The organism is Limnochorda pilosa (assembly GCF_001544015.1).
Taxonomy (GTDB): domain Bacteria; phylum Bacillota; class Limnochordia; order Limnochordales; family Limnochordaceae; genus Limnochorda; species Limnochorda pilosa.
Map to the genome: position 1 here is coordinate 3,792,944 of NZ_AP014924.1, position 24,093 is coordinate 3,817,036.

The 24,093-nt window shown below is 70.4% G+C and carries 24 protein-coding genes and 1 pseudogene; 3 read left to right on the forward strand and 22 right to left on the reverse strand.

Annotation, left to right across the window (positions count from 1 at the left end; translation table 11 throughout):
* Positions 1–17: 17 nt before the first annotated feature.
* Positions 18–2,210, forward strand: coding sequence for a hypothetical protein (locus tag LIP_RS17170; RefSeq protein ID WP_068141163.1), 2,193 nt, complete (start codon positions 18–20; stop codon positions 2,208–2,210).
* Between the two features lie 73 nt (positions 2,211–2,283).
* Complete coding sequence (locus LIP_RS17175; protein WP_068141166.1) at positions 2,284–3,957, forward strand: formate--tetrahydrofolate ligase; 1,674 nt, start codon at positions 2,284–2,286, stop codon at positions 3,955–3,957.
* A 1-nt stretch (position 3,958) separates the two neighbouring features.
* Here the strand turns inward: LIP_RS17175 and pheA are convergent, their stop codons facing one another.
* The 9 genes from pheA to LIP_RS20195 all read right to left on the reverse strand — a co-directional run bounded on the left by pheA (position 3,959) and on the right by LIP_RS20195 (position 14,357).
* Positions 3,959–5,977 carry a prephenate dehydratase gene (gene pheA, locus LIP_RS17180; RefSeq protein WP_068141168.1) on the reverse strand — a complete coding sequence of 673 codons (2,019 nt, stop codon included), beginning with the start codon at positions 5,975–5,977 and terminating at the stop codon, positions 3,959–3,961.
* Positions 5,970–6,935, reverse strand: coding sequence for a lipoate--protein ligase family protein (locus LIP_RS17185; RefSeq protein ID WP_198409606.1), 966 nt, complete (start codon positions 6,933–6,935; stop codon positions 5,970–5,972). Before LIP_RS17185 ends, pheA begins: the two co-directional genes overlap by 8 nt.
* Entirely contained in the window at positions 6,932–8,455 is a 1,524-nt protein-coding gene (gene gcvPB, locus LIP_RS17190) for an aminomethyl-transferring glycine dehydrogenase subunit GcvPB (protein WP_068141174.1), read from the reverse strand. Before gcvPB ends, LIP_RS17185 begins: the two co-directional genes overlap by 4 nt.
* Before the next feature lie 24 nt (positions 8,456–8,479).
* Positions 8,480–9,829, reverse strand: a complete 1,350-nt coding sequence (gene gcvPA, locus LIP_RS17195; RefSeq protein ID WP_068141176.1) for an aminomethyl-transferring glycine dehydrogenase subunit GcvPA — start codon at positions 9,827–9,829, stop codon at positions 8,480–8,482.
* Positions 9,830–9,862: 33 nt separating this feature from the next.
* Positions 9,863–10,246, reverse strand: coding sequence for a glycine cleavage system protein GcvH (gene gcvH, locus LIP_RS17200; protein ID WP_068141178.1), 384 nt, complete (start codon positions 10,244–10,246; stop codon positions 9,863–9,865).
* A gap of 40 nt (positions 10,247–10,286) precedes the next feature.
* Complete coding sequence (gene gcvT, locus LIP_RS17205) at positions 10,287–11,393, reverse strand: glycine cleavage system aminomethyltransferase GcvT (RefSeq protein ID WP_068141181.1); 1,107 nt, start codon at positions 11,391–11,393, stop codon at positions 10,287–10,289.
* A 274-nt stretch (positions 11,394–11,667) separates the two neighbouring features.
* Positions 11,668–12,531: a succinate--CoA ligase subunit alpha gene (gene sucD / locus LIP_RS17210; protein ID WP_068141184.1), complete on the reverse strand. Its 864-nt coding sequence runs from the start codon at positions 12,529–12,531 to the stop codon at positions 11,668–11,670.
* Positions 12,528–13,682, reverse strand: coding sequence for an ADP-forming succinate--CoA ligase subunit beta (sucC, locus tag LIP_RS17215; protein WP_068141187.1), 1,155 nt, complete (start codon positions 13,680–13,682; stop codon positions 12,528–12,530). Before sucC ends, sucD begins: the two co-directional genes overlap by 4 nt.
* 135 nt (positions 13,683–13,817) lie before the next feature.
* On the reverse strand, positions 13,818–14,357 hold the full coding sequence (locus LIP_RS20195) for a tetratricopeptide repeat protein (RefSeq protein WP_068141189.1): 540 nt from the start codon (positions 14,355–14,357) through the stop codon (positions 13,818–13,820).
* A 258-nt stretch (positions 14,358–14,615) separates the two neighbouring features.
* Between LIP_RS20195 and yyaC the strand changes: the two genes are divergently transcribed.
* Complete coding sequence (yyaC, locus tag LIP_RS17225) at positions 14,616–15,392, forward strand: spore protease YyaC (protein ID WP_068141192.1); 777 nt, start codon at positions 14,616–14,618, stop codon at positions 15,390–15,392.
* Here the strand turns inward: yyaC and LIP_RS20695 are convergent.
* The 13 genes and pseudogenes from LIP_RS20695 to rpmH all read right to left on the reverse strand — a co-directional run.
* A pseudogene (locus tag LIP_RS20695) lies at positions 15,305–15,496 on the reverse strand (hypothetical protein); the annotation flags it as partial. The gene yyaC and the pseudogene LIP_RS20695 sit on opposite strands and share 88 nt — an antisense overlap.
* A 42-nt stretch (positions 15,497–15,538) precedes the next feature.
* Positions 15,539–15,937 carry a bactofilin family protein gene (locus LIP_RS17230; protein ID WP_158509715.1) on the reverse strand — a complete coding sequence of 133 codons (399 nt, stop codon included), beginning with the start codon at positions 15,935–15,937 and terminating at the stop codon, positions 15,539–15,541.
* A gap of 82 nt (positions 15,938–16,019) precedes the next feature.
* On the reverse strand, positions 16,020–17,012 hold the full coding sequence (locus LIP_RS17235) for a M23 family metallopeptidase (RefSeq protein WP_068141197.1): 993 nt from the start codon (positions 17,010–17,012) through the stop codon (positions 16,020–16,022).
* Between the two features lie 75 nt (positions 17,013–17,087).
* Positions 17,088–18,218 carry a P-loop NTPase gene (locus LIP_RS17240; RefSeq protein WP_068141199.1) on the reverse strand — a complete coding sequence of 377 codons (1,131 nt, stop codon included), beginning with the start codon at positions 18,216–18,218 and terminating at the stop codon, positions 17,088–17,090.
* 67 nt (positions 18,219–18,285) lie between these two features.
* Positions 18,286–19,125, reverse strand: coding sequence for a ParB/RepB/Spo0J family partition protein (locus LIP_RS17245; protein ID WP_068141202.1), 840 nt, complete (start codon positions 19,123–19,125; stop codon positions 18,286–18,288).
* Positions 19,122–19,886, reverse strand: coding sequence for a ParA family protein (locus LIP_RS17250; protein ID WP_068141205.1), 765 nt, complete (start codon positions 19,884–19,886; stop codon positions 19,122–19,124). The genes LIP_RS17245 and LIP_RS17250 overlap by 4 nt, the downstream gene beginning before the upstream one ends.
* Entirely contained in the window at positions 19,879–20,730 is an 852-nt protein-coding gene (locus tag LIP_RS17255) for a ParB/RepB/Spo0J family partition protein (RefSeq protein WP_068141209.1), read from the reverse strand. Before LIP_RS17255 ends, LIP_RS17250 begins: the two co-directional genes overlap by 8 nt.
* A 108-nt stretch (positions 20,731–20,838) precedes the next feature.
* Entirely contained in the window at positions 20,839–21,570 is a 732-nt protein-coding gene (gene rsmG / locus LIP_RS17260; protein WP_068141211.1) for a 16S rRNA (guanine(527)-N(7))-methyltransferase RsmG, read from the reverse strand.
* A gap of 145 nt (positions 21,571–21,715) precedes the next feature.
* Entirely contained in the window at positions 21,716–22,351 is a 636-nt protein-coding gene (gene jag / locus LIP_RS17265) for an RNA-binding cell elongation regulator Jag/EloR (RefSeq protein ID WP_231699459.1), read from the reverse strand.
* A 2-nt stretch (positions 22,352–22,353) separates the two neighbouring features.
* A complete protein-coding gene (locus LIP_RS17270; RefSeq protein ID WP_068141215.1) occupies positions 22,354–22,977 on the reverse strand; it encodes a YidC/Oxa1 family membrane protein insertase in 624 nt (207 codons plus the stop codon).
* A gap of 46 nt (positions 22,978–23,023) precedes the next feature.
* On the reverse strand, positions 23,024–23,266 hold the full coding sequence (gene yidD, locus LIP_RS17275) for a membrane protein insertion efficiency factor YidD (protein WP_231699328.1): 243 nt from the start codon (positions 23,264–23,266) through the stop codon (positions 23,024–23,026).
* The gene (gene rnpA, locus LIP_RS17280) at positions 23,263–23,634 is read right to left on the reverse strand and encodes a ribonuclease P protein component (protein WP_158509716.1); all 372 of its coding nucleotides are present in this window, start codon (positions 23,632–23,634) and stop codon (positions 23,263–23,265) included. The genes yidD and rnpA overlap by 4 nt, the downstream gene beginning before the upstream one ends.
* Positions 23,635–23,639: 5 nt before the next feature.
* The gene (gene rpmH / locus LIP_RS18250; RefSeq protein ID WP_082726521.1) at positions 23,640–23,786 is read right to left on the reverse strand and encodes a 50S ribosomal protein L34; all 147 of its coding nucleotides are present in this window, start codon (positions 23,784–23,786) and stop codon (positions 23,640–23,642) included.
* Positions 23,787–24,093: the final 307 nt, after the last annotated feature.

Here is a 24,093-nt window from a genome sequence, read left to right on the forward strand (position 1 = left end):
CCGGGAGGTGGGCGCGCTTGGTGCGGGGCGCTCCGGGCAAGACACGTGGCCGGGCCCTCCTTCGCCTGGCGCTCCTGTCGGGATCGATCCTGTGGGCCTTCGCGGGGCTCCAGGCCTCCGCGAAGGCCCAGCTCTCCCCACCAGGGGAACCCCGGTTGCTGCTGGTCCTGGCCGACGGGCTTGGCTGGAACGACCTGGGGCCGGCCCCGGGCGAGACTCTCGGCGCCTTCCGGAGCCGGCCGGCCGTCGGGCTGGTGACCGCGGGGCCCCGCGACCCGTCTGACCCCTGGAGCCGCTACCTCAGCCTGGGGGTGGGCCGCCGGACCGTCTTCCCCAGGGGATCCCTCCCCCCCGTCGTATCGCCCGAAACCAGGGTGGAGAAGCGCGAGGCCCGCGAGCTCTGGCACTCCCTCATGGGCCGGCAGGTGCCCGACACCGCCGGTATGCTCCTCCTCATGCCGCCGGTGGAACCACCGGCCCCCACCCTGGGGGATGCCCTCCGTGAGGCCGGCGTCTCCCTGACCCTCATCGGCGGCGGGTCGCCCGCCGGGGAAGGTCCCCCGGCGGCGGCACTCCTGGCGGGATCCGACCGGATCGTCCGGGGGGTGGTGATTCCGGAACCCCTGCAGGAGGACGCCGCGTGGCCGGGCGTGGAGCGTACCGACTGGGCCCGCCTGGACGCCCTGGTCGCGGGCGCGTGGGACGCGGACCTCCTGGTGGTGGAGTGGAGGGATCTGCAGCGGTTGGAGCGCTGGGAGTCGCTGGTGCCGGCCGCTCGCTACCGGTCGCAGCGGGCGGAGGCGCTGGCGGGAGCTGTGGCGTGGATGGGGCACGTGGCCGCCCGGCTTCCGGAGAGCAGCCCCCTGCTGATCCTTTCCCCCGCGCCTCCCCGTTCCGCTCCGGCGCGGGCCCCCGCCCCCCTGATCCTCATCGCGGAGACGGGTCCCGGCCTGGTCACGTCGGGCAGCACCCGTCGCCCAGGCCTGCTCGACCCGGGAGACCTGGCGCCCTCCCTCCTGCACCTGCTGGGTGCGGCGGGAGACTGGCAGGGGACCGGCCGTCCTTTGCAGGTGGTCCCGTCCCCGGATCCCTTCGCCGCCCTCGACCGCTTCTATCGCACGGCCTTGGGGGTGTCGCAGCTCCGGCGCCCCGTCCTCCACACGTACATCGTGCTCTTCGCGGGCATGGTCCTGGCCGCCGCCGTCCTGGCAGCCCTGGCCCCTGACGTGTCCCCGTCGCATCCGGTCCGACGGGTCCTGGACTTCGGCATCCTCATGGCGGCGTCCGCTCCGCTGGCGATGCTGGGACCGCCCCTTTTCACCAACGACGGGTGGGTGCACCTGGTGCTGGTGGTCCTCTTCAGCGGCTCCATCGCCTGGATCCTGTGGAGCCGGGTACAAGCCTTGTGGCGGTTCCCGGTGCTGGCCGGCGCCACGTTCGCCGCCCTGGCCGTGGACGTGGCCGCGGGGGCGCCCCTGGGGCTCCATGCGTTCCTGGGGAACGACCCCCTGGGCGGCGCCCGCTACTACGGCGTGGGCAATGAGTACATGGGCGTCCTGGTGGGCAGCGCCCTGGTGGCCGTGGGGGCCCTCTGGGAGTGGCAGCGGGCCCCTCTCTCCCGTCTGGCCGGGGCCGCCGGGCTCGCGGCCCTGGTGGTCGTTCTGGGGCATCCGGGGCTGGGGGCCAACGTAGGGGGTACCCTCGCCGCGCTGGTCGGGAGCGCGTACCTGGGGCTCCGGCTCAGGGGCCGGCCCCCGCGCTGGTCCGAGCTGCTGCTGGTGGGTACCGGAGCCCTGGGTCTCCTGGCCGCGGCAGGCGTGGTGGAGGTCCTGGCGGTGCCTTCGCCAGCCCGGTCCCACCTGGGACAGCTGGTGGCTCGGATGCTGCAGGAGGGCTGGGGCCCCTTCGTCGAGACCGCTCGTCGCAAGCTGGCCACTAACCTGAAGCTCGTGGAGTATACCCTGTGGAGCCGGGTCCTCATCGTCACCCTCCTCGCGTTCGTCCTTCTCCTCTACCGCCCCGTGGGGCTCTTCCGCCGGGTGATGGACCAGCGCCCCATGCTCGGGCGAGGGGTGGAGGCGGCCCTGGTGGCGGCGCTTACCGCGCTGGTCGTCAACGACTCCGGCGTCCTGGCGGCGGCTACGGCCATGATCCCCACCATGAGCACGCTGCTCCAGGCCTTGCGCGAGACGCGGGCCCCATCCGAGTGAAGCGGGCGGGGCACCGGATTGTGGCTCTCGGCGTGCTGCCGTATACTGGAACGAGAGGGGAAGGGGGACCAACGTGCCGACCGACATTGAGATCGCGCAGAGCGTAAGCCTGCGCCCCATCGGCGAGATCGCCGCCCACCTGGGCCTGGAGGACGACGAGTGGGAGCCGTACGGACGCACGAAGGCCAAGGTTACCCTGGAGGCGCTCCAGCGGAGGCTCACGCAGCCCCGCATCGGGCGCCTGATCTACGTCACCGCCATCACGGCCACCGCCGCCGGCGAGGGCAAGACGTGCACCGCCATCGGCCTCACCCAGGGCCTCGGCAAGGTGGGCCGGCAGGCGACCGTCTGCCTGCGCGAGCCGTCGCTGGGCCCCACCTTCGGCATCAAGGGTGGGGCGGCCGGTGGGGGCTACGCCCAGGTGGTGCCCATGGAGGAGATCAACCTCCACTTCACGGGAGACATCCACGCCGTGGGCACCGCGCACAACCTGCTGGCCGCGGTGATCGACAACCACCTGAGCAAGGGGAACGCCCTTCGCATCGATCCCAACCGGGTCGTCTGGCGGCGGGTCATGGACATGAACGACAGGGAGCTGCGGCAGGTCGTGGTCGGCCTGGGCGGCCCGGCGAACGGGGTGGTCCGGGAGACGGGCTTCGACATCACCGTCGCCTCGGAGGTGATGGCGATCCTCTGCCTGGCCGATAGCATCACGGATCTCAAGGAACGACTGGGCCGGATGCTGGTCGCCTATACCTACGAGGGCGAGCCCGTCTACGCCCGCGACCTGGGCGTGCACGGGGCCATGGCGGCCCTGCTGCGGGACGCCTTCCGGCCCAACCTGGTGCAGACGCTCGAGGGCCAGCCGGCCTTCGTCCACGGAGGGCCCTTCGCCAACATCGCGCACGGCAACAACTCGATCCTGGCCACCGAGCTGGCGCTGCGGCTCTCGGAGCTGGTCGTCACCGAGGGCGGGTTCGGCGCGGACCTGGGAGCGGAGAAGTTCTTCGACATCGTGCACGGCTACACCGGCCTCACCCCCGACGTGGTGGTGCTCGTGGCCTCGGTGCGGGCCCTCCACATGCACGGCGGGGTGTCGAAGCGCGAGGTGGAGCAAGCCAACCCTGAGGCGCTCCTGGCGGGTATGCCCAACCTGATCCGGCACATCGAGAACGTCCAGCGCTTCGGTCTGCCGGTGGTGGTGGCCATCAACCGCTTCCCCACCGACGCGCCGGAGGAGCTGGAGCTGATCCGTACCCGGTGCGCGGAGATGGGCGTCCCCGTCGCCCTTTCAGACGTGGTGGCCCGGGGCGGCGAGGGGGGCGTGGAGCTGGCCGCAGCGGTCCTGGATGCCCTCGACCAGCGCCCCGCCGATTTCCGTCCACTCTACCACTGGAACCTCCCCATCACCGAGAAGCTCGACCGGCTGGCGACCCAGATCTACGGAGCCGACGGGGTGGAGCTCAGCCCCGCGGCCCAGAAGCAGGTCCGGGAGGCGGAGAGGAACGGGTGGGGCCAACTCCCCCTTTGTGTGGCCAAGACCCAGCACTCGCTCTCGGACGATCCCGACCTGAAGGGCGCCCCGACCGGGTGGAAGCTCCGGGTGCGGGAGATCCGCCCCTCGCTGGGCGCGGGGTTCCTGGTCTGCCTGGCCGGAGACGTCATGACCATGCCGGGGCTGCCGACCCACCCCGCCGCGGAGCGGGTGGACATCGACGCCTCGGGGCGCATCACCGGCCTGTTCTAGGCTAGGCGCACCCCGTCGCGGAGGCGCGGACGAGGATGTCGGGCCGGCGGAGACGCCGGCCTTCCCATTCCACCTCCACCGCGGGCCAATCCTGGGGCGCGGTGAGCCACTCGGGGCCTTCCGGTGTGGCCAGCAGCGTGTCCTCGGACTTGGTGCCGGTGATCGACGGGTTCCACGCGAAAGCCTGATAGGGCTCCACGCGCCCGGCACTCGAGGGCCGCAGGAGCTCGTCCCGTCCCTCGTAGCCCGTGGGGCCCCCCTGGTGATGAAGCTGCCACTCGTCCGGGAAGCCGACGGCGGCGTAGGCGTGCTGGAGGGTGGCCCACAGGTCGCTGTAGGGCGTGCCCACCCGGGTGGCCAGGAAGAGGGCGGCGTCGACGGTGCAGCAGGCGCGATGGCGACGCTGCAGGTCGTCGTCCTGCGGCACGAAGGAGACGAGACGGGTGAGGTTGGCGATGAGCCCGTGGCGCCTGCCGCAAGTCACCAGCATCACCCGGTCCCCCACCCGGTTCGTCGTCGGCAGGGGATGACGGTAGGCGCGAAGGCGGTCGTCGGCAGCCACGAGGGTGACCGTGGGTTCGATGCCCCTGGCCCAGAGGGCCTCTTCCAGCTGCGCGGCCACCTCCCACTCGCTCTGTCCGGGCAGGATCCTGCGGGCCACCGCTTCCACCGCCTCGGCGGTCTCCCGGCCCAGCAGGCGGTAGCGGGCCTGCTCGGGCAGGGTGAGCGGCACCCGCAGCCGCCGGATCTCCGCGTGCACCGGGGTCGTTCCGTAGGCGCCCGTATCGGACGCGGCCTTCCCGGTCAACAGGTGCGGGGTCGGGTCCGAGGCCGGATCCCACCAGTCGAAGGTCCGCACCTCCCAAGGCTCCCCCCGCAGCTCCTCCCGGCGGATGCGCTCCCCTTCGATGCCCGTGGTGACCACCGTGCACCGGCCGCGGCGCACGACGACCCAGGCCGATCCCACGTCGGTCGCCTTGGGGACGTGGTTCCGGGCGCCCCCCGTCAGCCACGCGACGTTGTCCCTCCGCTGGAGGAGGAGCACGTCGTAGCCTGCCCGGTCCAACCACGCCTCGATCCGGGCGAGCTTCTCTCGTACCTCCTGGGAAAGGAGATCGGCCGCCCCTTCCCCGCGTTCCGCCGTCATCGACACCATCCCCTCCATGGTGGGCTCCAGAACGGGATATCGCCCCAGGGTCCGGACGTACCCCGCCACCGCCCCCAGCTCCTCGACCCCTCCGGCCACCCGGGGATCGTCGAGATCCCCCTCGATCTCGGCAAAGAACCGGTAAGCCCCCAGGTCGCCGCCAGCCGGGCGAGACTCGAGCCGCGTCAGGTTGACGTTCCGCCGGGCGAAAACCCCCAGGGCCTGGTAGAGGTTGCCCGGGCGGTCCGCGGCGAACGCAAAGACCACCGCCGTCTTCCGTCGAGCCCCCACGGCCTCCGCGATCAGCCCCCGGGTCAGGAGCCAGAAGCGGGTGTGGTTCGCGCTCCGGTCCTGTACGTGGCGGTGCAGCACGGCCAAGCCGTAGCGTTCGGCCGCCCGGAGGCTACCCACGCACACCGTGGGATCCGTCCCCGCGGCCACCAGGCGGGCCGCCTCCGCTGTACTGGCGGCAGGCACCAGTTCCGCCCCTGGGAGCAGGCGGCTCAGGGTCGCCCGGCATTGGGCCAGGGCCTGCGGGTGGGAGAGCACGCGGGCCGGCGTGCCGGGGCCGGAGAGCCGGGTTCCGGGACGTCCCAGGAGGTGGTGATCCACCGGCAGGATCCACTCGGCGCGGACGGCGACGCCCGGTGTCTCGGCCAGGAGATCCAGGACCCGGTCGACGCTGCCTTCGATGGAGTTCTCCACCGGCACCACCGCCCCGTCCAATCGGCCCGCGGCCAGGGCGGCCACCATCTGATCCAGGGTGGGCTCGGGGGCCAGGCGGAGGCCGGGCCAGAGCGTGCGGAGGCGGTCGGCCGCGGCCTCGCTGTGGCTCCCTTCAGGGCCCAGATAGCCGATGGCAAGCTCAGGCATGGTCCCCAACCTCTTGGAACCAGGGCGGCTCCTCCGGCTCCACCCGGTCCAGGTTCCATCCGTCCGAGCCGTACTTGTGCTCGGCGAGCCATCGGGCCAGCCGCTCCTCCCGCGGCGTGAGGGCGGCCGGCGTCACCTGCCAGCCCAGGGCCCGCCCGAAGCCCTGCTTAAGGGCGTCGGCGGCCTCCTCGAAGGACACGGGCCGCCCGAGCGCCTCGTCGAGGCTTGCCGCCGATTGGAGGACCCCCTCGCTCCGGCCCCCGCCGCCCAGGAGCTCCGCCGCCAGGGCCCGATCCAGGTGGAGCAGAAGGGAGCCGTGCTGCAGCACCCCCCCGTGGCGACGGAGCTGGGCGCTCCCCACCAGCTTCTTCCCTTCGGCCGCCAGCTCGTACCAGCTAGGTGCCTCGAAACAGAGGGCGCTGAGGTCCTGGGCCGCGCCTCGTCCCTCGGCACCCGCTGCGGCGGCTCCCTGTTCCCCCGCCACCGGGGCGGCAGCCTTCGCGTTACGGGGCAGCGGCCGGAGGAACTGGGGCTCCACGCCGAGAATGCGGAGCCCTTCGGCCAGGCCCTGGCTCAGAAGACGGTACGCCTCGGTGACGCTGGCCGGCAGGCCGACGACCTCCGGGAGGACCACCGCGTACGTGACCTCATGGTCGTGAAGCACCGCCCGGCCGCCGGTGGGACGGCGCACCAGGCCGATCCTGCGCCGCCGGCACGCCTCCAGGTCCACGTGGCCCCAGGCCTGCTGGAACCGGCCAAGGGAGAGGGTCGGCGGGTCCCACCGGTAGAAGCGCAGGGTGGGGACCGAGCGGCCCGCCCCCGCCTCACGCAGGATGGCCTCGTCCACGGCCATGTTCCAGGCGGGCGAGAGGGCCGCCATGGGGAGGAGGCGTACCCGGAGGCCTCGCGCATGGGCCGGCTTCGGGTGCCCGCTGGGTGCGGGGTTCCGGCGACTCACGGGCGGCCCTCGCCCCCTTCGGGTCGCCAGCGGAGGTTCGGGTGGCGCGCGGCCTCGGCCTCGTCGAGCCGGCGTACGGGGGTATGATAGGGCGCGTGGTGGAGCAGGTCAGCGTTCGCCTCCGCCTCCGCGTGGATGGCCGCCAGGGCATCGACGAAGGCATCCAGGGTCTCCGGCGTCTCGGTCTCCGTCGGCTCGATCATGAGCGCCTCTTCCACCACCAGGGGGAAGTAGACGGTCGGCGGGTGGAAGCCGTAGTCGAGGAGCCGCTTGGCAATGTCCAGGGCCCGCACGCCGTGCTCCTTCCACGGGCGGGCCGACACCACGAACTCGTGCATGCACGGCCGGTCGTAGGGCACCTCGAACAGGTCCCGCAGCCGGGCCAGCAGGTAGTTGGCGTTGAGCACCGCGTCCTCCGAGACCTGACGGAGACCCTCGGCCCCCATGGCCAGAATGTACGCGTACGCCCGCACCATCACTCCGAAGTGGCCGTGGAACGCCCGCACCTGCCCAATGCTCTTCGGGCGGTCGTAGACCAGCTGAAAGCGGTCTTCCGTCTTCTCCACGATAGGAACGGGCAGGAAGGGCTCCAGCACCTGGCTGACGGCAATGGGCCCCGAACCCGGCCCGCCGCCGCCGTGGGGGGTGGAGAAGGTCTTGTGCAGGTTGAAGTGGACGATGTCGAACCCCATGTCGCCCGGCCTGGAGATGCCGAGGATGGCGTTGGCGTTGGCGCCGTCGTAGTAGAGCAGGCCCCCCGCTTCATGGACCAGCCGCGCGATCTCCAGGATGTTCTCGTCGTAGAGGCCGAGGGTGTTGGGGTTGGTCAGCATCAGCCCGGCCGTGCGCGCGCCCACCGAGCGGCGGAGCACCTCCAGGTCCATCCCGCCCCGGGCGTCCGACGGGATCTGGGCCACCCGGTAGCCGGCCATGCCGGCACTGGCCGGATTGGTGCCGTGGGCCGAGTCGGGGATGAGAATCTCGTCCCTGGGCGGGTCGCCGGCCACTGCATGGGCCTTGTGGTACGCCTTGATCAGCATCAGGCCCGTGAGCTCCCCGTGGGCACCCGCCGCGGGCTGCAGGGTAGCGCGAGAGAGGCCGGCCACCTCGCAGAGCCACCGCTCCAGCTCCCACATGAGGCGGAGCGCGCCCTGAACGGTCTCCTCCGGCTGGTACGGATGGATGCGGCTGAACCCTGGCAGCGCCACGAACTCCTCGTGGATCTTGGGGTTGTACTTCATGGTGCACGATCCCAGCGGGTAGAAGCCGGTGTCCACCGAGAAGTTCCTCTGGGAGAGACGCGTGTAGTGCCGTACCACCTCAGGCTCGGAGAGCTCGGGAAGGTCCGGAGGCGCGTTCCTGAGGAAACGGGCCGGCACCCCGTCGGTCAGGGGGGGCACGCCGGCGCCTAGGGGCGCGAAGTCCATGGCCCGCCGTCCGCCCGAACCGCGTTCGAAGATGAGCGGTTCGGAGGGGCGCGCCGTCTGGAGCTGGCTTCCCTTGAGGTTTGCGTGGTCCATGATGAGCCTCCTCTCCTCCCGCCCTCAGGCGGCCGCCAGGATCCGCCGCAGGCTCTCGACCAGCCGTTCGATGTCCTCCAGGGTCCGGGCCTCGGTGACGCTCACCAGCAGCAGGCGGTCCCATGCGGCCTGGAAGCGGCCCAGGGAGAGGCCTGCCAGGAGGCCGTCCTGAAGAAGCGCGTGCACCACCGGCCCGGCAGGCCGGGGAAGCTTCAGGGTGAACTCGAAGAAGAAGGGCTGCGGCCACGCCAGGCGCACCCCCGGCAACCCGCAGAGCCGCGCCTGGGCGGCGTGGGCGAGGCGCGCTGACCGTCCGGCCACCTCCGCCAGTCCCTCGGGCCCCGCCGTGGCCAGGTAGACCGTGGCCGCCAGGGCGTTGAGGGCGTTGTTGGTGCAGATGTTGGAGGTGGCTCGTTCCCGGCGGATGTGCTGTTCCCGGGTCTGCAGGGTGAGCACGAAGCCCCTGCGGCCCTCCTCGTCGTGGGTCGCGCCGGTGATGCGCCCAGGCATGCGGCGCACCAAGGCCTCGCGCACCGCGAAGTAGCCCGCGTACGGCCCGCCGAAACTCAGGCTGTTGCCCAGGGGTTGAACGTCTCCGACGGCCACGTCGGCTCCGTACTGGGCCGGGGGACGGAGGACGCCGAGCGACACCGGGTCCGCCGCCACCACCAGGAGCGCCCCCCGGGCGTGGACCAGGTCCGCCAGCCCGTCGGTCTCCTCCAGGATGCCGAAGAAGTTGGGCTGCTGGACCAGCAGGGCCGCCGCGTCGTCCGCCAGGAGCCCTTCCAACCGGTGCCGGTCGAGACGCCCGTCCTTCATGGGGACGGTGACCAGCTCCCGGTCCTGGTGGGCCAGGTAGGTGGCCGCCACGCGGCGGTACTCGGGGTGGACGGTCTCGGCCACCAGGACCCTCCCGCGACCCGTGGCGCCGCAGCTCATCGCGGCCGCCTCGGCCAGGGCTGTCGAGGCATCGTACATGGACGCGTTGGCCACGTCCATCCCCGTGAGCAAGCAGACCATGCTCTGGAACTCGTAGATCGCCTGCAGGACGCCCTGGCTCACCTCGGGCTGGTAGGGCGTGTAGGCGGTGTAGAATTCGGATCGGGCCACGGCGTGCCGGACCGCGGCGGGCACCACCCGGTCGTAGGCCCCCGCGCCGAGGAACGAGATGAGCTCGTCGGCGTGCCGGTTCTCTGCCGCGAGGCGGCGCATGTGGGCCGACAGCTCCGGTTCAGCCAGCGGACCCGGCAGGTCCAGGGGCTGGGAGCGGCGGGCCTCAGGCGGGATGGCTTCGAAGAGTTCCTCGACGCGTGAAACGCCGATGCGGTCCAGCATGCGTCGCCGATCCGCACCGGTCAGGGGCAGGTAGCGCACCTGGGCGCCTCCTCTCTGGGGCTGGCCGGCTCGTCAGCCTGCCTGCACGTGCCGCGCGTATGCGGCGGCGTCCATGAGTCCGGCGACGGCGGCGGGGTCGGCTACCTCGATGACCGCGATCCACCCGTCGCCGTAGGGATCCTGGTTGATCTTCTCGGGTGCATCGGCCAGGGACTGGTTGACCTGCGCCACCCGGCCCTCGAGGGGCGCGTACACGTCGGAGACGGACTTCACCGATTCCACCACGGCGAAGCCATCGCCGGGCTTCACCTGCTGGCCCACGCTGGGAAGGTCCACGTAGACCACGTCGCCCAGTTGGTCCTGGGCATAGTCCGTGATGCCGACCGTGGCGCGGTTGCCCTCCAGGCGGATCCACTCATGCTCGTCGGTGTACTTCAGGTCCTCAGGAAACGTCACGACACGAGCCTCCCTTCGTGGTCAGCGGACGCGTGGGTGGTCATGCCCCGGGCCTTTTGGTCCTGGAGGGCACGAAAGGCCCGCGACGCGTCCGTACGGGGACCTTCTTTCCGCGCACCAGGACGGCCAGCTCCTGGTCCGGGCGGGCCAGCGGGGCGGGAACGTAGCCCATCCCGATGGGCGCTTCGGCGTTGGGCGAGTAGGCTCCGCTCGTCACCTCGCCGACGGGTTCACCGTCCGGACCCGCGATGGGGTACCCGTGGCGGGGCACCGCCCCGCCCTCCTGCTGGAAGGCGACACGCCTGCGGGCAACCCCCTGCTCCTTTTGCCGGGCGATCGCTTCGCGGCCCACGAAGTCGCCCTTCTCAAGCTTCACCACCCACGCCAGGCCCGCCTCCAGGGGTGAGGTGTGCTCGTCGATATCGTTGCCGTACAGGGGGTACGCCATCTCCAGGCGCAGGACGTCCCGGGCCCCCAGGCCCGCGGGCTTGACGCCCTCCGAGGAGACCAGCTTCTCCCATACCGCGGGCGCGTCGTCCCACGCCAGGTAGAGCTCGAAGCCGTCTTCCCCCGTGTAGCCCGTGCGGCTGACGAGCGCCTCCTTCCCCGCCACCCGGCCGCGCCGGGCGTGGTAGAAGGCGAGATCCGCGGGCGACGGCTCGGCCAGGCGGCTCATGATGCCCTCCGCCTCGGGACCTTGCAACGCGATGAGGGCCGTCCGCAGGCTGCGGTCTTCCAGGACGACGCCTGGGGGACGGTACGCGTCCAGGAAGGCGAAGTCCTTGCTGCGGTTCGCGGCGTTCACCACCAGCATGAAGCCGCGGTCGAGGCGGTAGACCACCAGGTCGTCGAGGATACCTCCCGATGGATGACAGAGCAGGGAATACTGGGCCGCTCCAGGGCGAAGCAGGGTGACGTCGTTGGTGAGCATGCGCTGGAGGAAGGCCTCGGCGTCCGGTCCTTCCACCCAGAACTCGCCCATGTGCGAGAGATCGAAAAGGCCTGCACGGCGCCGAACGTGCGCGGCCTCGGCCAGAATGCCCTCGGGATACTGCACCGGCATCTCCCAGCCGGCAAACCCGATGAGCCGGGCGCCTAGGCCGGCGTGGGCCTCGCGCAGGGGTGTCCGCAGGAGATCCGCGACCAATGGGCTCGCCTCCCCTACATAACTTACCGCCGCCGGGGGGGAATCCTGCCGGGCCGCCCCCGGGGCGCACACCCCGGTGCCCTCATCGATATAATGCACCGATCTGCCTCGGGTGGGCGGCGGAAGGAGGCGAGCCCCGATGTGGACCACGTTGCTGGAGCGGCTCCTCAGCCCGATCCTGCGCCGCAGGAAGAAGACGGTCGTGGTCGTCTGGAGCCGGAAGCGAAGCGGCCAGGGGAAGTGATCCGCCCCCGGCCGCAGTGCCGGAGGTTGCTCAGAGCCTCTCGGACACCAGGTCCACGATCTCGCCCACGGTTTCCGCCACGGGCACCCCCGCCGCGGTGAGGGCTTCGATCTTCGACTGGGCCGTGCCGGTACCGCCCGAGATGATGGCCCCCGCATGGCCCATCCGCTTTCCCTCGGGCGCGCTCCGTCCCGAGATGAAGCCGACCACCGGCGTCTTCATCTCCCGGATGACGCGGGCCGCCTCCTCCTCGTCCGAGCCGCCGATCTCACCGATCAGGACCACCACCTGCGTGGCCGGGTCTCTCTCGAACAGGTCCAGAACGTCTACGAAGCGGGTCCCGATGATGGGGTCCCCGCCGACGCCGACGCAGGTGGACTGCCCCAGGCCCCGCTCTCCCAGCTCGGCGACCACCTGGTACGTGAGGGTGCCGCTGCGGGAGACGACGCCGACGGGTCCCCTCTGGAAGATGGAACCCGGAAGGATCCCCAGGAGCGCTTCACCCGGGGTGATGAGGCCGGGGCAGTTGGGCCCGATCAACCGGCTGCCCCTGGACCGGGCATAGGCGGTGGCCCGCACCATGTCGCGCACGGGGATCCCCTCCGTGATGCACACGATGAGCTCGATGCCTGCGTCGGCCGCCTCCGTCACCGCGTCGGCGGCGAAGGCCGCCGGCACGAAGATGACCGAGGCGTCAGCGCCGGTGGCCGCGCGGGCCTCGGCCACGGTGTTGAACACCGGCACGCCTTCCACCTGCTCTCCAGCCCGCCCCGGCGTGACGCCCGCCACCAGCCGGGTGCCGTACGCCTTCATCTGGGCCGTGTGAAAGCGTCCCTCCCGCCCGGTGATGGCCTGCACCAGAACCCGGGTCTCCGAATCGACCAGGATGCTCATCGCCCGTCCCCCCTGGGTGCGTCTGCGGCAAGCTGCACGACGCGGCGCGCCGCGTCGAGGAAGGTGGCTGCCGGTTCCATGGGCGACCCCTGGAGCAACGCCCGCCCTTCCGCCTCCCGGGTGCCCGCCAGGCGGACCACCAGCGGAGCCCGCACCTGAACGCCGTCCAGGGCCTCCAGGAGGCCCCGAGCCACCTCGTCGCAGCGCGTGATCCCTCCGAAGACGTTGATCAGCACCGCGGAGACGTCCCGGTCCGACAGGACCAGCTGCAGGGCGCGGCGCACGACCTCCGCTTTGGCGCCTCCGCCGATGTCCAGGAAGTTGGCGGGCGAGCCCCCCTGGCGCTGGATCATGTCGAGGGTGGCCATCACCAGCCCGGCTCCGTTGCCGATGACGCCCACGTTGCCGGTGAGTTTCACGTAGGCGAGCCCCTCCGCGCGGGCTTGCCGCTCCAGGGAATGGTCGGCTTCGGCGGAGCTCTCCCGCTCCCACTCGGGGTGCCGGAAGGCGGCATTGTCGTCGGTCTCCACCTTGGCATCCAGGGCGATCAGCGAGCCGTCGTCCAGCAACGCGAGGGGGTTGATCTCGACCAGCATGGCGTCCTGCTCTTCCTGGACGCGCGCGATCTGGGCCAGCCGTTCCTGGAACGCGGGCACCGCGTCGTTGGGAATCCCCGCCCGGCTGGCGGCGTTCAGGGCATGGAAGGGCCGCAGGCCCAGCAGCGGGTCGAGCCAGACTTTGGCGATCCGGTCGGGCATGGTGGCTGCGAGCTCCTCGATGTCCATTCCGCCTTGCCCCGAGGCGATGACCACGTAGCGCTGGCGGTCGCGATCGAGGGTGAGGCTGACGTAGAACTCCTGGCGGATGGCCACCGCTTTCTCAACGAGAAGCCTGTCGACCGTGAAGCCCCGGATCTCTCGGCCCAGGAGCTCGCGGGCGGCCGCCTCGGCCTCCTCCGGCGACGAGGCGAGCTTGACGCCCCCGGCTTTCCCGCGGCCCCCGATGGGGATCTGAACCTTGACCGCCACCCGGCCCCCTAGCGCTTGCCCGGCGATTCGGGCCTCCTCCGGGCTTCGGATCACCCGCCCGTCGGGAACGGGCACGCCGGCGGCGCGGAAGAGCGCCTTGGCCTGGTATTCGTAGAGTCGCATGGTGCTGCCTCCCACCCCCACTGGTCCCTGGTGCCATGGCTGCGTACGCCTTAGGTGTTCTGCCCGCGGTAATGGGATTCCTTGCGAGGGGTGGGGCGACCTGCAGCCCGGGCACCTGGGTGCGACGGCCGTCGTTCAGTTCCCTCTGAGGAGGAGCAGCAGCACCAGGACGACCACGGCCAGGAAGAAGAGGAGCGTGCGCGAGCTGTCCCGGCGGGATCGGGCTACGAGCTGCCGGCGCTCGAGGCGGTTTGCCTGTTTCAGGTGCCGGAGGGCCTCGCCCCAGGCGCCCTGCTTGCGGAGGAGCGCCCCCAGATTGTGGTGCGCCAGAGGATGGTCCGGGTCGAGGCGCAAGGCCCGCTCATAGGACGCCCGGGCCGCGTCCAGGTCGTCCAGTTCCTGCTGGGCGTTCCCCAGGTTGGTCCACGCCGAAGCATTGGTGGGGTCGAGCTCGACCGATCGGCGGAAGTGGTCGAGGGCGTCCCGGGTCCGACGGAGGCGGGCCAGCGCCACGCCCAGGCGGTTGTGGGTGTCGCTGCGTTCCTGCAGGTCCAGGGCCCCTTCGAACCGGGAGACGGCCTCCTCCAACCGGCCCGCTGCCAGCAGGGCCTCGCCTTCCTGGTGGAGGTCCTTCGCGCCCGCGTCCGGAGCAGGCTGCGTCGGTTCGAGGCTCACAGCGTCACGTCCTTCGGGCGGCGCCCTGGGAATGCACTTCCTTGCCGCCGGGGAGTATTATAGCATTGGGGCAGGCCCGTGTCTTCACGCTTCCATCCGGCCTCTCGGGACGAGCGGTTCGCGCTACGGTATAAGGCCTTCTTCCTCGGACATATACTCCAGTGCTGAAGGAGCCGGCCAGTTGCCCTCCGGTGACAACCGCGTCTTCTCGCGTGGAAACGGAGGAATGTCCGGGTGTGGTCCCCACTCCGCTCGCTCATGGGACCGGATGGGTCCCGTCACGAGCGGCTCGTCCCCCGGGTGCATGTGGAAGAGGAGGGGGCGGCCGGTCGGCTTGCCGGCGTTCTGGCCCGGTACCTGCAGGAGCCCTGGCAGAACGGGCGCGACATCCTCTTCCTCTGTATCGGGACCGATCGCTCGACGGGCGACTCCCTAGGTCCCCTGGTGGGGAGCCAGCTCGCTGCGCTGGAGCCGGCCACCTCAGGCCGGGTCCGCGTCCGGGGAACCCTGGAGGCCCCCGTTCACGCTTCCAACCTTCACGAGGCCGTCCGCGGCCTCCGGGAGCCCGCGCCCGGCCCGTTCGTGGTGGCCATCGACGCGTGCCTGGGCCGGGCGGAGAACGTGGGCTGCCTTACGGTGCGGCCGGGGCCGTTGCTGCCCGGCACCGGCGTGAACAAGTCGCTGCCCGCCGTCGGGGACGTGCAGGTCCTTGGCGTGGTCAACGTAGGCGGCTTCATGGAGTACTTCGTCCTCCAGAACACACGCCTGAGCGCCGTCCTTCGCATGGTCGACGTGGTCTCCGATGCGGTCTGGCAGGCCATGGCCGGCCTCACCGGGGGAGAGGGTCGACGCATGCATCAGGTGGTTTCCGGCACGGCGAGCCCCAGCCGCTCGGCGACCTCCCCCAGGATCTCGTTCGGGCTCCTGCCCACGGCGTCGATCACCGGCGCCGCGGTGACCCGGGTTTCGAACCCCGCCAGGCCGTCGTCCATGCCGGAGACGATGACCACCGAAGCGGACGACAGGCCCTCCTGAAGCGGGACCACCCTCGCCCCCAGCTGCGACGCGTGCTCCTCCAGCACCCGGCGTACGGCCGGAAGCCGGTCCTCCACGGCCACGATCTTCTGCACCTGAAGCACCTCCTGGCGGTAAGGTGATCCGCCCCGGGGCGCGCATGCGCGTCAAGATCTGGCCGTCTCGGCAACCGCCACCCGGGCCGCGCCCTCCGCGGCCGCCCCGTCCCGCGCGGGCGCGGTTGGGGCCGCCTGGCCCATGGAGCACTTCCCCTCGATGGTGCCCCCTTCTTCCACGACGAGGACCTTGGTGCGGACATCTCCAGTGATCGCTCCCGTGGAGAGAACGTGAAGGCGCCCCGCCACCTCAACGTCCCCGGCGATGCGGCCGGCCACGGTCAGCTCCGTGGCGTGAACCGTGGCCTCGATGTAGCCGTCGGCGCCCACCTCGCAGCGGCCCTCCACCGAAAGCTGCCCCGTCACCCGGCCGTCGACCCGGAGCCCGCCCTTCACCTTCAAGTGTCCCTCCACATGGGTGCTGGACCCGATCAGCGTCTCGACACCCATGTCCTCACGCTCCTTTGGCGCTGCACTGTTGAACATCCGCCATCCTCCATCCCTAGTAGGGCCGCGCGTCGACGATCCGGTGTCACGGAAGGTACGGCCAGGGCGAAACAGGCTTCCCGTTCACCCGGACCTCGTAGTGCAGGTGCGGTCCGGTGCTCACTCCCGTGTTCCCCACCAGCGCGATGCGCTCACCCTTGGCCACCGTCTGCCCCCGCTTCACCAAGAGGCGGTCGTTATGCCCGTAGAGGGTGCGCACGCCGAAGCCGTGGTCGAGCTCGATGGCGTAGCCGTAGCCTTCGATCCAGCCGGAGCGTACAACCTTTCCAGCTGCGGCGGCCACCACAGGTGTGCCCCGATTGGTGGCGATGTCGACCCCGTCGTGGTGTTCTCGCTGGCCCGTCAACGGATGGTCGCGGTAGCCGAAGTTCGAGCTGAGCCACCCGTTCACGGGCCAGATGGAGGGCGTGTGCTGAAGCCGGTACACCTTTTGGTCGAGGTCCTTGCGGAGGGAGCTCAGGCGGCGATCCTGGGTTGAGACACCTTGGGCGACGCTCCCCAGGGTCGTTCGCATCCAGTCGGCAAGCTGGTTCGTGGAAAGGCCTCCGCCCGCCGGCAGGTCGACGCGCGGGGGCGGTGTGGCCAGGGCCAGGTCCACACGGCTTCCCTGCGGCATCACGTCCGGGTTCGCGCGAACGATCTGCTCGACCTGGGCTGCAAAGCCCTCCAGCGCCTTCATCCGATCCGAGAGTTGCCGCGTCTGGAGGGCCAGCTCTTTGAACTGCGCTTCCTGGTGGGCCAGGGCGCTCGCCAGGCGATCCCGTTCGTCCTGGAGGGAGAGGACCTCCGCCTGGCGAGCCGTGGCTTGATGGCTCTGATGGACAACGGCGACCCCCAGCCCAGCCAGCGTGGCAAAGAAGAGGAGACCGGCCAACGCCACGCCGTGGACGTACGTGCGGGAGAGGTACCGTTGTCGCGCCGGACGCGCGGCGTCGCCAAGGATCACCAGGTGGAAGCCCTGGGGACGCGCCCGGTGGGTGGGCTTGGGCAAAGGACGAACGGAAACCGACGGATCCATCGGGGACTCCTCCTGCATCGATGTTCCACGTGGAAACCTGGTACGGGTTCTGCTTGCGTCCCGTTTGTCCATGTGCTACCGGACACCCGGTAGCAGGGCCAGCAACCGCTCGGTCCACCGCCTCCGAGGAGGGATGAAGGCCCCGCCTTCGAGCAGCGTCTCCCCTAGGAGCCGCAGCGCCCGTCCGGCGGGCGACGAGGGCCGCCACACGGCCAGCGGGGTCTGCCGCCGCACGGCCGCCCGCATGGCGGCGTCCCATGGAACGATCCCCGCCAGTCTCAGGTCCATGGCCAGAAAGCGCTCCGCGGCAAACCTCATTTTGCCGGCCACCCGCTCGCCCTCCGCCAGCTCCTCGACCATGTTCACGACCAGCTCGAAGGACCTCGTCCCGTGCCTCTCCCGGTAGAGCTTCAGCAGCGCGTACGCGTCGGTGATGGCGTGCGGCTCCGGCGTCGTAACAACCACGCTCTGGCTCGCGGCTGCGAGGCTGGAGGTCACGCGCGCCCCCACCCCGCTGCTCACGTCCACAATCATCACATCGGCCTCTCCGCCGAGTTCCTGTAGCTCCGCCGACAGCCACTCGTATTCCAGCGCCGTCATGTCCACGACCTCCGGGAGCCCGCTACCCGCCAGGAGCGCCCGCAATCCCGGCATCGGTTCCGCCAAGACGTCCCGGAGCCGCCGCTCACCCCGCACCACCCGGCCGAGGTCCGCCGTCCCGCCCACCCCCAGGAGCACGTCCACGTTTCCGGCGCCCAGGTCAAGGTCCATCAGGAGGACCTGCCGCCCCGCGGACGCCAGGCCTACCGCCAGGTTCACGGCGATGCAGGTCTTACCCACCCCGCCCTTGCCGCTTGCCACTACGATTAGAGGGCTTGTCCGCCCGGCGCCTCCGGAGATGGGAACCGGTCGTTCCACGACCAGGCAGCGCCCCGGGCCCGTCACCCGGTCGACCACCCGTGACCGGAACCGGGCGTGGGCCGATGTCTCCACCTCCACCGGCGCGCCCACGGGGACCAAGACCATCCGTCCCTCGTGCATGGGCGTGGAGAGCCGCACCTGCATGCTGCCGACGTCGAGCACCCAGCACGGGTACTCGCCGGCGCGCAGCGGGACATCACTTCGGAGCAGCACTTCATCCCCGCTCCGGAAGGCTCCCCGGGTGGCGGTCCATCCGCTTCCGCTCTTCGCCTCGCGCGGCATCATGGCGCCCCCTCCTCACCCCTCGCCGCGCAGGCACGCCGACGTTCCACGTGGAACAATCCGCACGATCCTAACTCCCCACCATCGCCCTCACGATCCGCTCCAGGTCCTCCGGTCCGTAGAACTCGATCTCGATCCGCCCGCGCTTTCCCCTGGCCCGGACGGTCACCCGCGTCCCGAGTCGTTCGGCCAGATGCGACTCCACCGCGGCGGCCTCGGGGTCATGCACCCGCACCCGCCGCTTGCGTTCGGGGCGCTGGCGGAGACCCGCCGCCACCTGCTCCAGTCGCCGGACGCTCCACCCTTCCCGAACCGCTCGCTCCCCCAGCTCAACCTGCTGGGTAGCGTCTTCCACCGCCAGCAACACCTTGCCGTGCCCCACCGAAAGGTCACCCCGCATCACCATCTCCTGCAGCTCTGGTGCGAGCTGCAGGAGGCGAAGGGCGTTGGCCACGCTCGATCGCTTCCGCCCCACCTGGACCGCCACGTCCTCCTGCGTCCAGCCGAACTCGAGCATCAACCGGCGAAACCCGCGGGCCTCCTCGATGGGGTTCAGGCCCTCGCGCTGAAGGTTCTCGATCAGCGCCAGAGCCGCTGCCTCCCGGTCCCCCATCGCGCGCACGACGGCGGGGATGGTACGCAGGCCCGCCATCTGAGCGGCCCGCCAGCGCCGCTCTCCCACCACGAGCTGGTATCCTTCGCCCGCCGGACGAACCACCACGGGCTGGAGCACGCCCTGCGCCCGGATCGACTCGGCCAGCTCTTCCAAAGCCCCCGGGTCCATCTGCTGCCGCGGCTGGTACGGGTTGACCACGATCCGTTCCACCGCCAGCTCGCGCACCTCCACGGCCGCCTCCCCCGCGTCCGGTATCAAGGCGCGCAGTCCTCTTCCCAGCGCCTGCCTCGTCATCCCGCCATCACCTCCCTGGCCAGCTGCCGGTATGCAACGGCCCCGCTGCACCCATCATCGTAGAGAAGGATGGGCTGCCCGAAGCTGGGCGCCTCTGACAGCCGGACGTTCCTCGGGATCACGGTGTCGTAGACCTGCACCTTGCCGTGGAAGAACGCCCTCACGTCGCGCGAGACCTGTTCGGATAGGTTGGTCCGCGCGTCGTACATCGTCATGACGACCCCGTCCACCTCGAGCTTGCCGTTCAGGTGATGCCGCACGATCTCGATGGTCTGCATCAGCTGGCTCAGGCCCTCCAGCGCGTAGAACTCGCACTGGATCGGAACCAAGGCCCCATCGGCCGCGGTCAACCCGTTCACCGTCAGGAGCCCCAGCGACGGCGGTGAATCGATCAGGACGTAGTCGTACCCGTCGCGCACGCCTTCCAGCGCCCGCTGCAGCCGGTACTCGCGCGACATGGTGGGAACCAGCTGGATCTCGGCCCCCGCCAGCTCGATGCTCGCCGGGGCCACGAAAAGCCCGGGGACCCCAGTGGGATGAACGATCCCCTCCAGGGCCTGCTCCTCGATGAGCACATCGTACATGCACGCCTCCAGCTCACCTTTGTTCACGCCCACTCCGCTGGAGGCGTTCCCCTGGGGATCGATATCCACCAGCAGCACGCGCTTGCCCGCATCGGCCATATAGGCGCCCAGGTTGACCGCCGTCGTGCTCTTCCCCACCCCACCCTTCTGGTTTACGATGGCGATCACCCTACCCACGATCCTCAATCCCCTTCCGGCGGACACGCACGCGCAGCTCGATCCACTCGCCGTCCTGCTCTTGCTGCCACTCCACGGGTACGCCGCTCGCGCGTACCTGCTTCACCAGCTGTTCCACCCCGTTCAGAAAGAGCCGCACGTCCTTGAGCACCCATACCCGCTTCCGGCCCGCCTGGCGGTCCTTCTCCTTCCGCCGGGCGATCCAGGCCTCTGCCTCGCGGACCGTCATCTCTCGCCGGGCGATGACCTCCGCGGCCTCCCTTTGCGCCTCAGGCCCATCCAACTGGAGCAGCGCGCGGGCGTGTCGCTCGGTGAGGCCTCGCTGCCGCACGATCTCTAGAACCCCGGGTGCCAGGTGCAGCAGCCTGAGCTTGTTGGCAATGGTCGACTGCCCTTTCCCCACCCGCTCCGCCAGATCCCGCTGGGTGAGCCCGAACTCCTCCAGCAACCGCTGGTAGCCCCTGGCCTCTTCCAGGAAGTGTAGGTCCTGTCGCTGCAGGTTCTCGATCAGCGCCAGCTCGGCGAGCTCACGATCCTCCACGGACCGAACGATGGCCGGCACCTCTTCCCACCCCAGGGCGCGCACCGCCTGCAACCGGCGCTCACCGGCCACCAGCTGGTACCTCCCGTCATCCCTGGCCCGGCGCACGACGATCGGTTGCAGCATGCCGTGCTGCCGGATCGACTCCCGGAGCGACACCAGACTTTCCGGGTCGAAGGCTTGCCGCGGCTGGTACGGGTTCGGGTCGATCCGGTCAACGGGTACCCGCTGTACCTGCTCGCGCGCCCATCCGCCCTCCTCTTCCCGCGCCCGTCCCTTGAGCAAGTCGCCCAGCCTGCTCACGCGCCTGCCTCCTCAACCCCATCCCAGCATGCTGTCCTTTCGTTTTCTTCCCACAACCTTCCTCCTCACCCCTCCTTCTCGCGTCGCGCAGCCGTCTCCCCTCGCCCGTCAAAGAGGCCGCTTCGCCGGGACGCCAGGCCGCCGGGGATACGCCGCCTCCGTAGGCCGCGTCTTCCGCAGCACCACCAGCCGCCGCTCCCCCTCGCCCTCCGGCAGCGAGACCGCGACCACGTCCTCCACCTCCGCCCCCAGGACCTCCATGGCCGCGTGGGCCTCGGCCAGCTCGTCGCCGGCGCGGGGGCCCTTCATCATCACGGCGCGCCCGCCTACTTCCACCAGCGGCAGCAGGTACTCCGCCAGAACCCGGGCGGGCGCGACCGCCCTGGCCACCGCCACCGCGTACCGCTCCCGCCCCCCGCCCCGCCCCCAGTCCTCCGCCCGCTCTTGCACGACCTCGACCCGATCCTCGAGCCCCATGGCCGCCACGGCGCTCCTCAGGAAGGCGGCCTTCTTCGCCGTCGCCTCCAGCAGGGCTCCCCGGCCGTCTCCGGCTCCCAGCGCCAGGACCATCCCGGGCAGCCCGGCTCCGCTTCCCACGTCGATCCACCGGTCCCACCGGACCCCGCGCAGGAGCCAGAGCGTCGCGCAGTCGACCAGATGCTTGGTGACCAGCTCCTCCAGGCTCACCGCACCGGTCAGCCGGGCCCGCTCGTTCCCCGTCCACGCCAGCTCTGCGTAGGCCACCAGCCGCTTGCCCACCGCTTTCGGCACGGAGAGCCCCATACCGGCCAAATGCCTTGCCAGAGCGTCGGCGAGGCCCATCCCATTCTGCTCCGTCACCGCCGTCGCCCCCCTGCTTACGGCCGGGCGCCGGATCGCCAGCCTGCTGCCCGGTCTCGCCACTGCGCACATGCACATAGAAAAAGGGAGAACGTGCCCGCCACGTCCTCCCCCCGAAGGTGCTCGTGTCCTTGCCTCGCTGGGTTCACCCGCCACGTGGGGCCTTTGTGATGACCACCCGTCGGTTGGGTTCCTCGCCCTCCGAGTACGTCTCGATCTCCGCCATCTCCCTGACCGCCAGGTGCACGATCCGCCGTTCCCATGGGTTCATGGGCTCAAGCACGACCCGCTGGCCCGTCTCCGCCACCTGACGCGCCTTGCGCCGGGCCAGGCGTTCCAGGACCTCGGCCCTCCGGTCACGATAGCCCTCCGCGTCCAGAAGGATCCGCTGGTAATCCGCCTCGCCGCGGTTGGCCACCACGTTCACCAGGTACTGGATGGCCTCCAGCGTCTGCCCTCGCCGGCCGATGAGAGCCCCCAGCTCGCTGCCCGTCAGGTTCACGTGGAGGATCTGGTCCTCTCCGAAGCGGGTCTCGAGCCCGCAGTCCATCTTCATCCTGGAAAGGAGGCCCTCCAGGAACTCGCGCGCCTTGCGGTTCTGCTCCTCGGGCTTCACCTGAATGCGAACCCGCACCCGAGCCTCCCGCGCGCCCAGGATCCCCAGGAAGCCGCGCGTGCCCTCCTCCAGGACCTCCACTTCCACCTGCTCGCGGTTCGCGCCCATCTCCTGAAGCGCAGCCTCAACCGCCTCTTCTACCGTTCGTCCTGAGCTCTCCAGCATCTTCACGTGGCCTCACTGCTCCTCCGCTGGACACTCATGCGGCGGGAGATCATCCACTGCTGCACGATTCCCAGCAGGTTGCTCACCACCCAGTAGAGCACGAGCCCGCCAGGGAAGCTGATGCTGATCCATCCGATGAAGACGGGCATCAGCATCATCATCATCCGTTGCGACTTGTCCCCCGTCGCCGTCTGCATCATCTGCGCGTAGGTGGTCACCGCTGATAGGACCGGCATCACGTAATATGGGTCAGGGGCACTCAGGTTCAGCCACAAGAAGCCGCTGCTGAACTCGTAGGTCCGCAACACGTTGAAGAGCCCGATGAGGATCGGAAACTGCAACAGGAGGGGCAAGCATCCGGAGAGCGGATTGTAGTTGTGCTCCTTGTAGAGCGCCATCATCCGGCGCTGCATCTCGTCCGGCCGGTCCTTATACTTCTTCTGAAGCTCCTGGATCTTCGGCTGGAGCCGTTTCATGACCTCCATGCCCTGGCTCTGCCGCACCGTCAGCGGGTACATGACCGCCCGCACGCCGACGGTCAGGAGGATGATCGCCAGCCCCCAGCTGTGGGTGAGCCCGTAGGCACCTTCGAGCAAAGCGCGCATCAACTCGTTGAGCCACTGCATCCTCTACGATTCCCCCGTTGGCTGCACGCTCGCCCGACGCGCCGCTTCACGGCACGGGATCATACCCTCCCGCGTGCCACGGATGGCACCGTGCCACCCGCTTCGCGCCCATCACCAGGCCGCGCGCCACCCCGTACTTCTCCACCGCCTGAACGGCATACGTCGAGCACGTAGGGTAGTAACGACAACTGGGCGGAAAGAGCGGTGACACCGCCACCTGGTAGGCCCGCACCGCCCGCGCCACCGCCCAGACGCCGGCAGCCGACAGGCCCGTGCGCCTCTTCGTCACACCGGCCCCTCCCCTTCACCGCCGCGCTGTGCCCCGCCGAGGCGAACCGCCTTCCGGAGGAGGCGCCCCATCTCCTCGTCCAGGTCACCGTACGACGCACCCGCTGCCGGAGGCCGCGCCGCCACCACCAGATCACCGGCCAGCGAGAGCCCCATCACCCACCGCCGCAAGCTCTCGCGCAACCGCCGCTTGACCCTGTTGCGAACCACGGCCTTCCCGACCCGCCGGCTCACCGTGAACCCCACGCGCAAGACGCCTGGCCCTTCAGCGTGCCGCGCGAGGAGATGCAACACCATCCACCGGCCGCCAAGCTTCTGCCCGTTACGGTAACACCGGCGAAAATCGGCTCGCCGGCGCATCCGTTCCACGCGGTCTAGCGCGACGCGCCCACGGTCAGCCGCCGCCGGCCTTTCGCCCGCCGGCGCTGGAGGACGCGACGCCCCCCCGGCGTCGCCATACGCGCCAGAAACCCGTGCCGGCGCAACCGGCGCCGCCGCTTCGGCTGGTACGTCCGCTTCACGTTCCATGCCTCCTATGGGCGCACCTGCCCGTACGCCATCCGTCCGCAACGCACCCCGATTATAGTCTAGCCCCGGAGGCAGTGTCAACGGAAAGCCCTTCACGCGCCGTCCCCATGCCGGCTCTCCGTGTGGAAAAGCTGTGGATAATGTGGACAGCGCGACCTCCACGACCGGCTTCGTATCGCCATCGCGCGGCCCTCCGCCCCCGTCCCTCATCCCCCGCGAACGCCTACCAGACGCGTGTTCCCGCGCGCTTGCAGCCCGTCCCATCCACTCCTCCTCCTCCCATCCCCCACCAGGTTATCC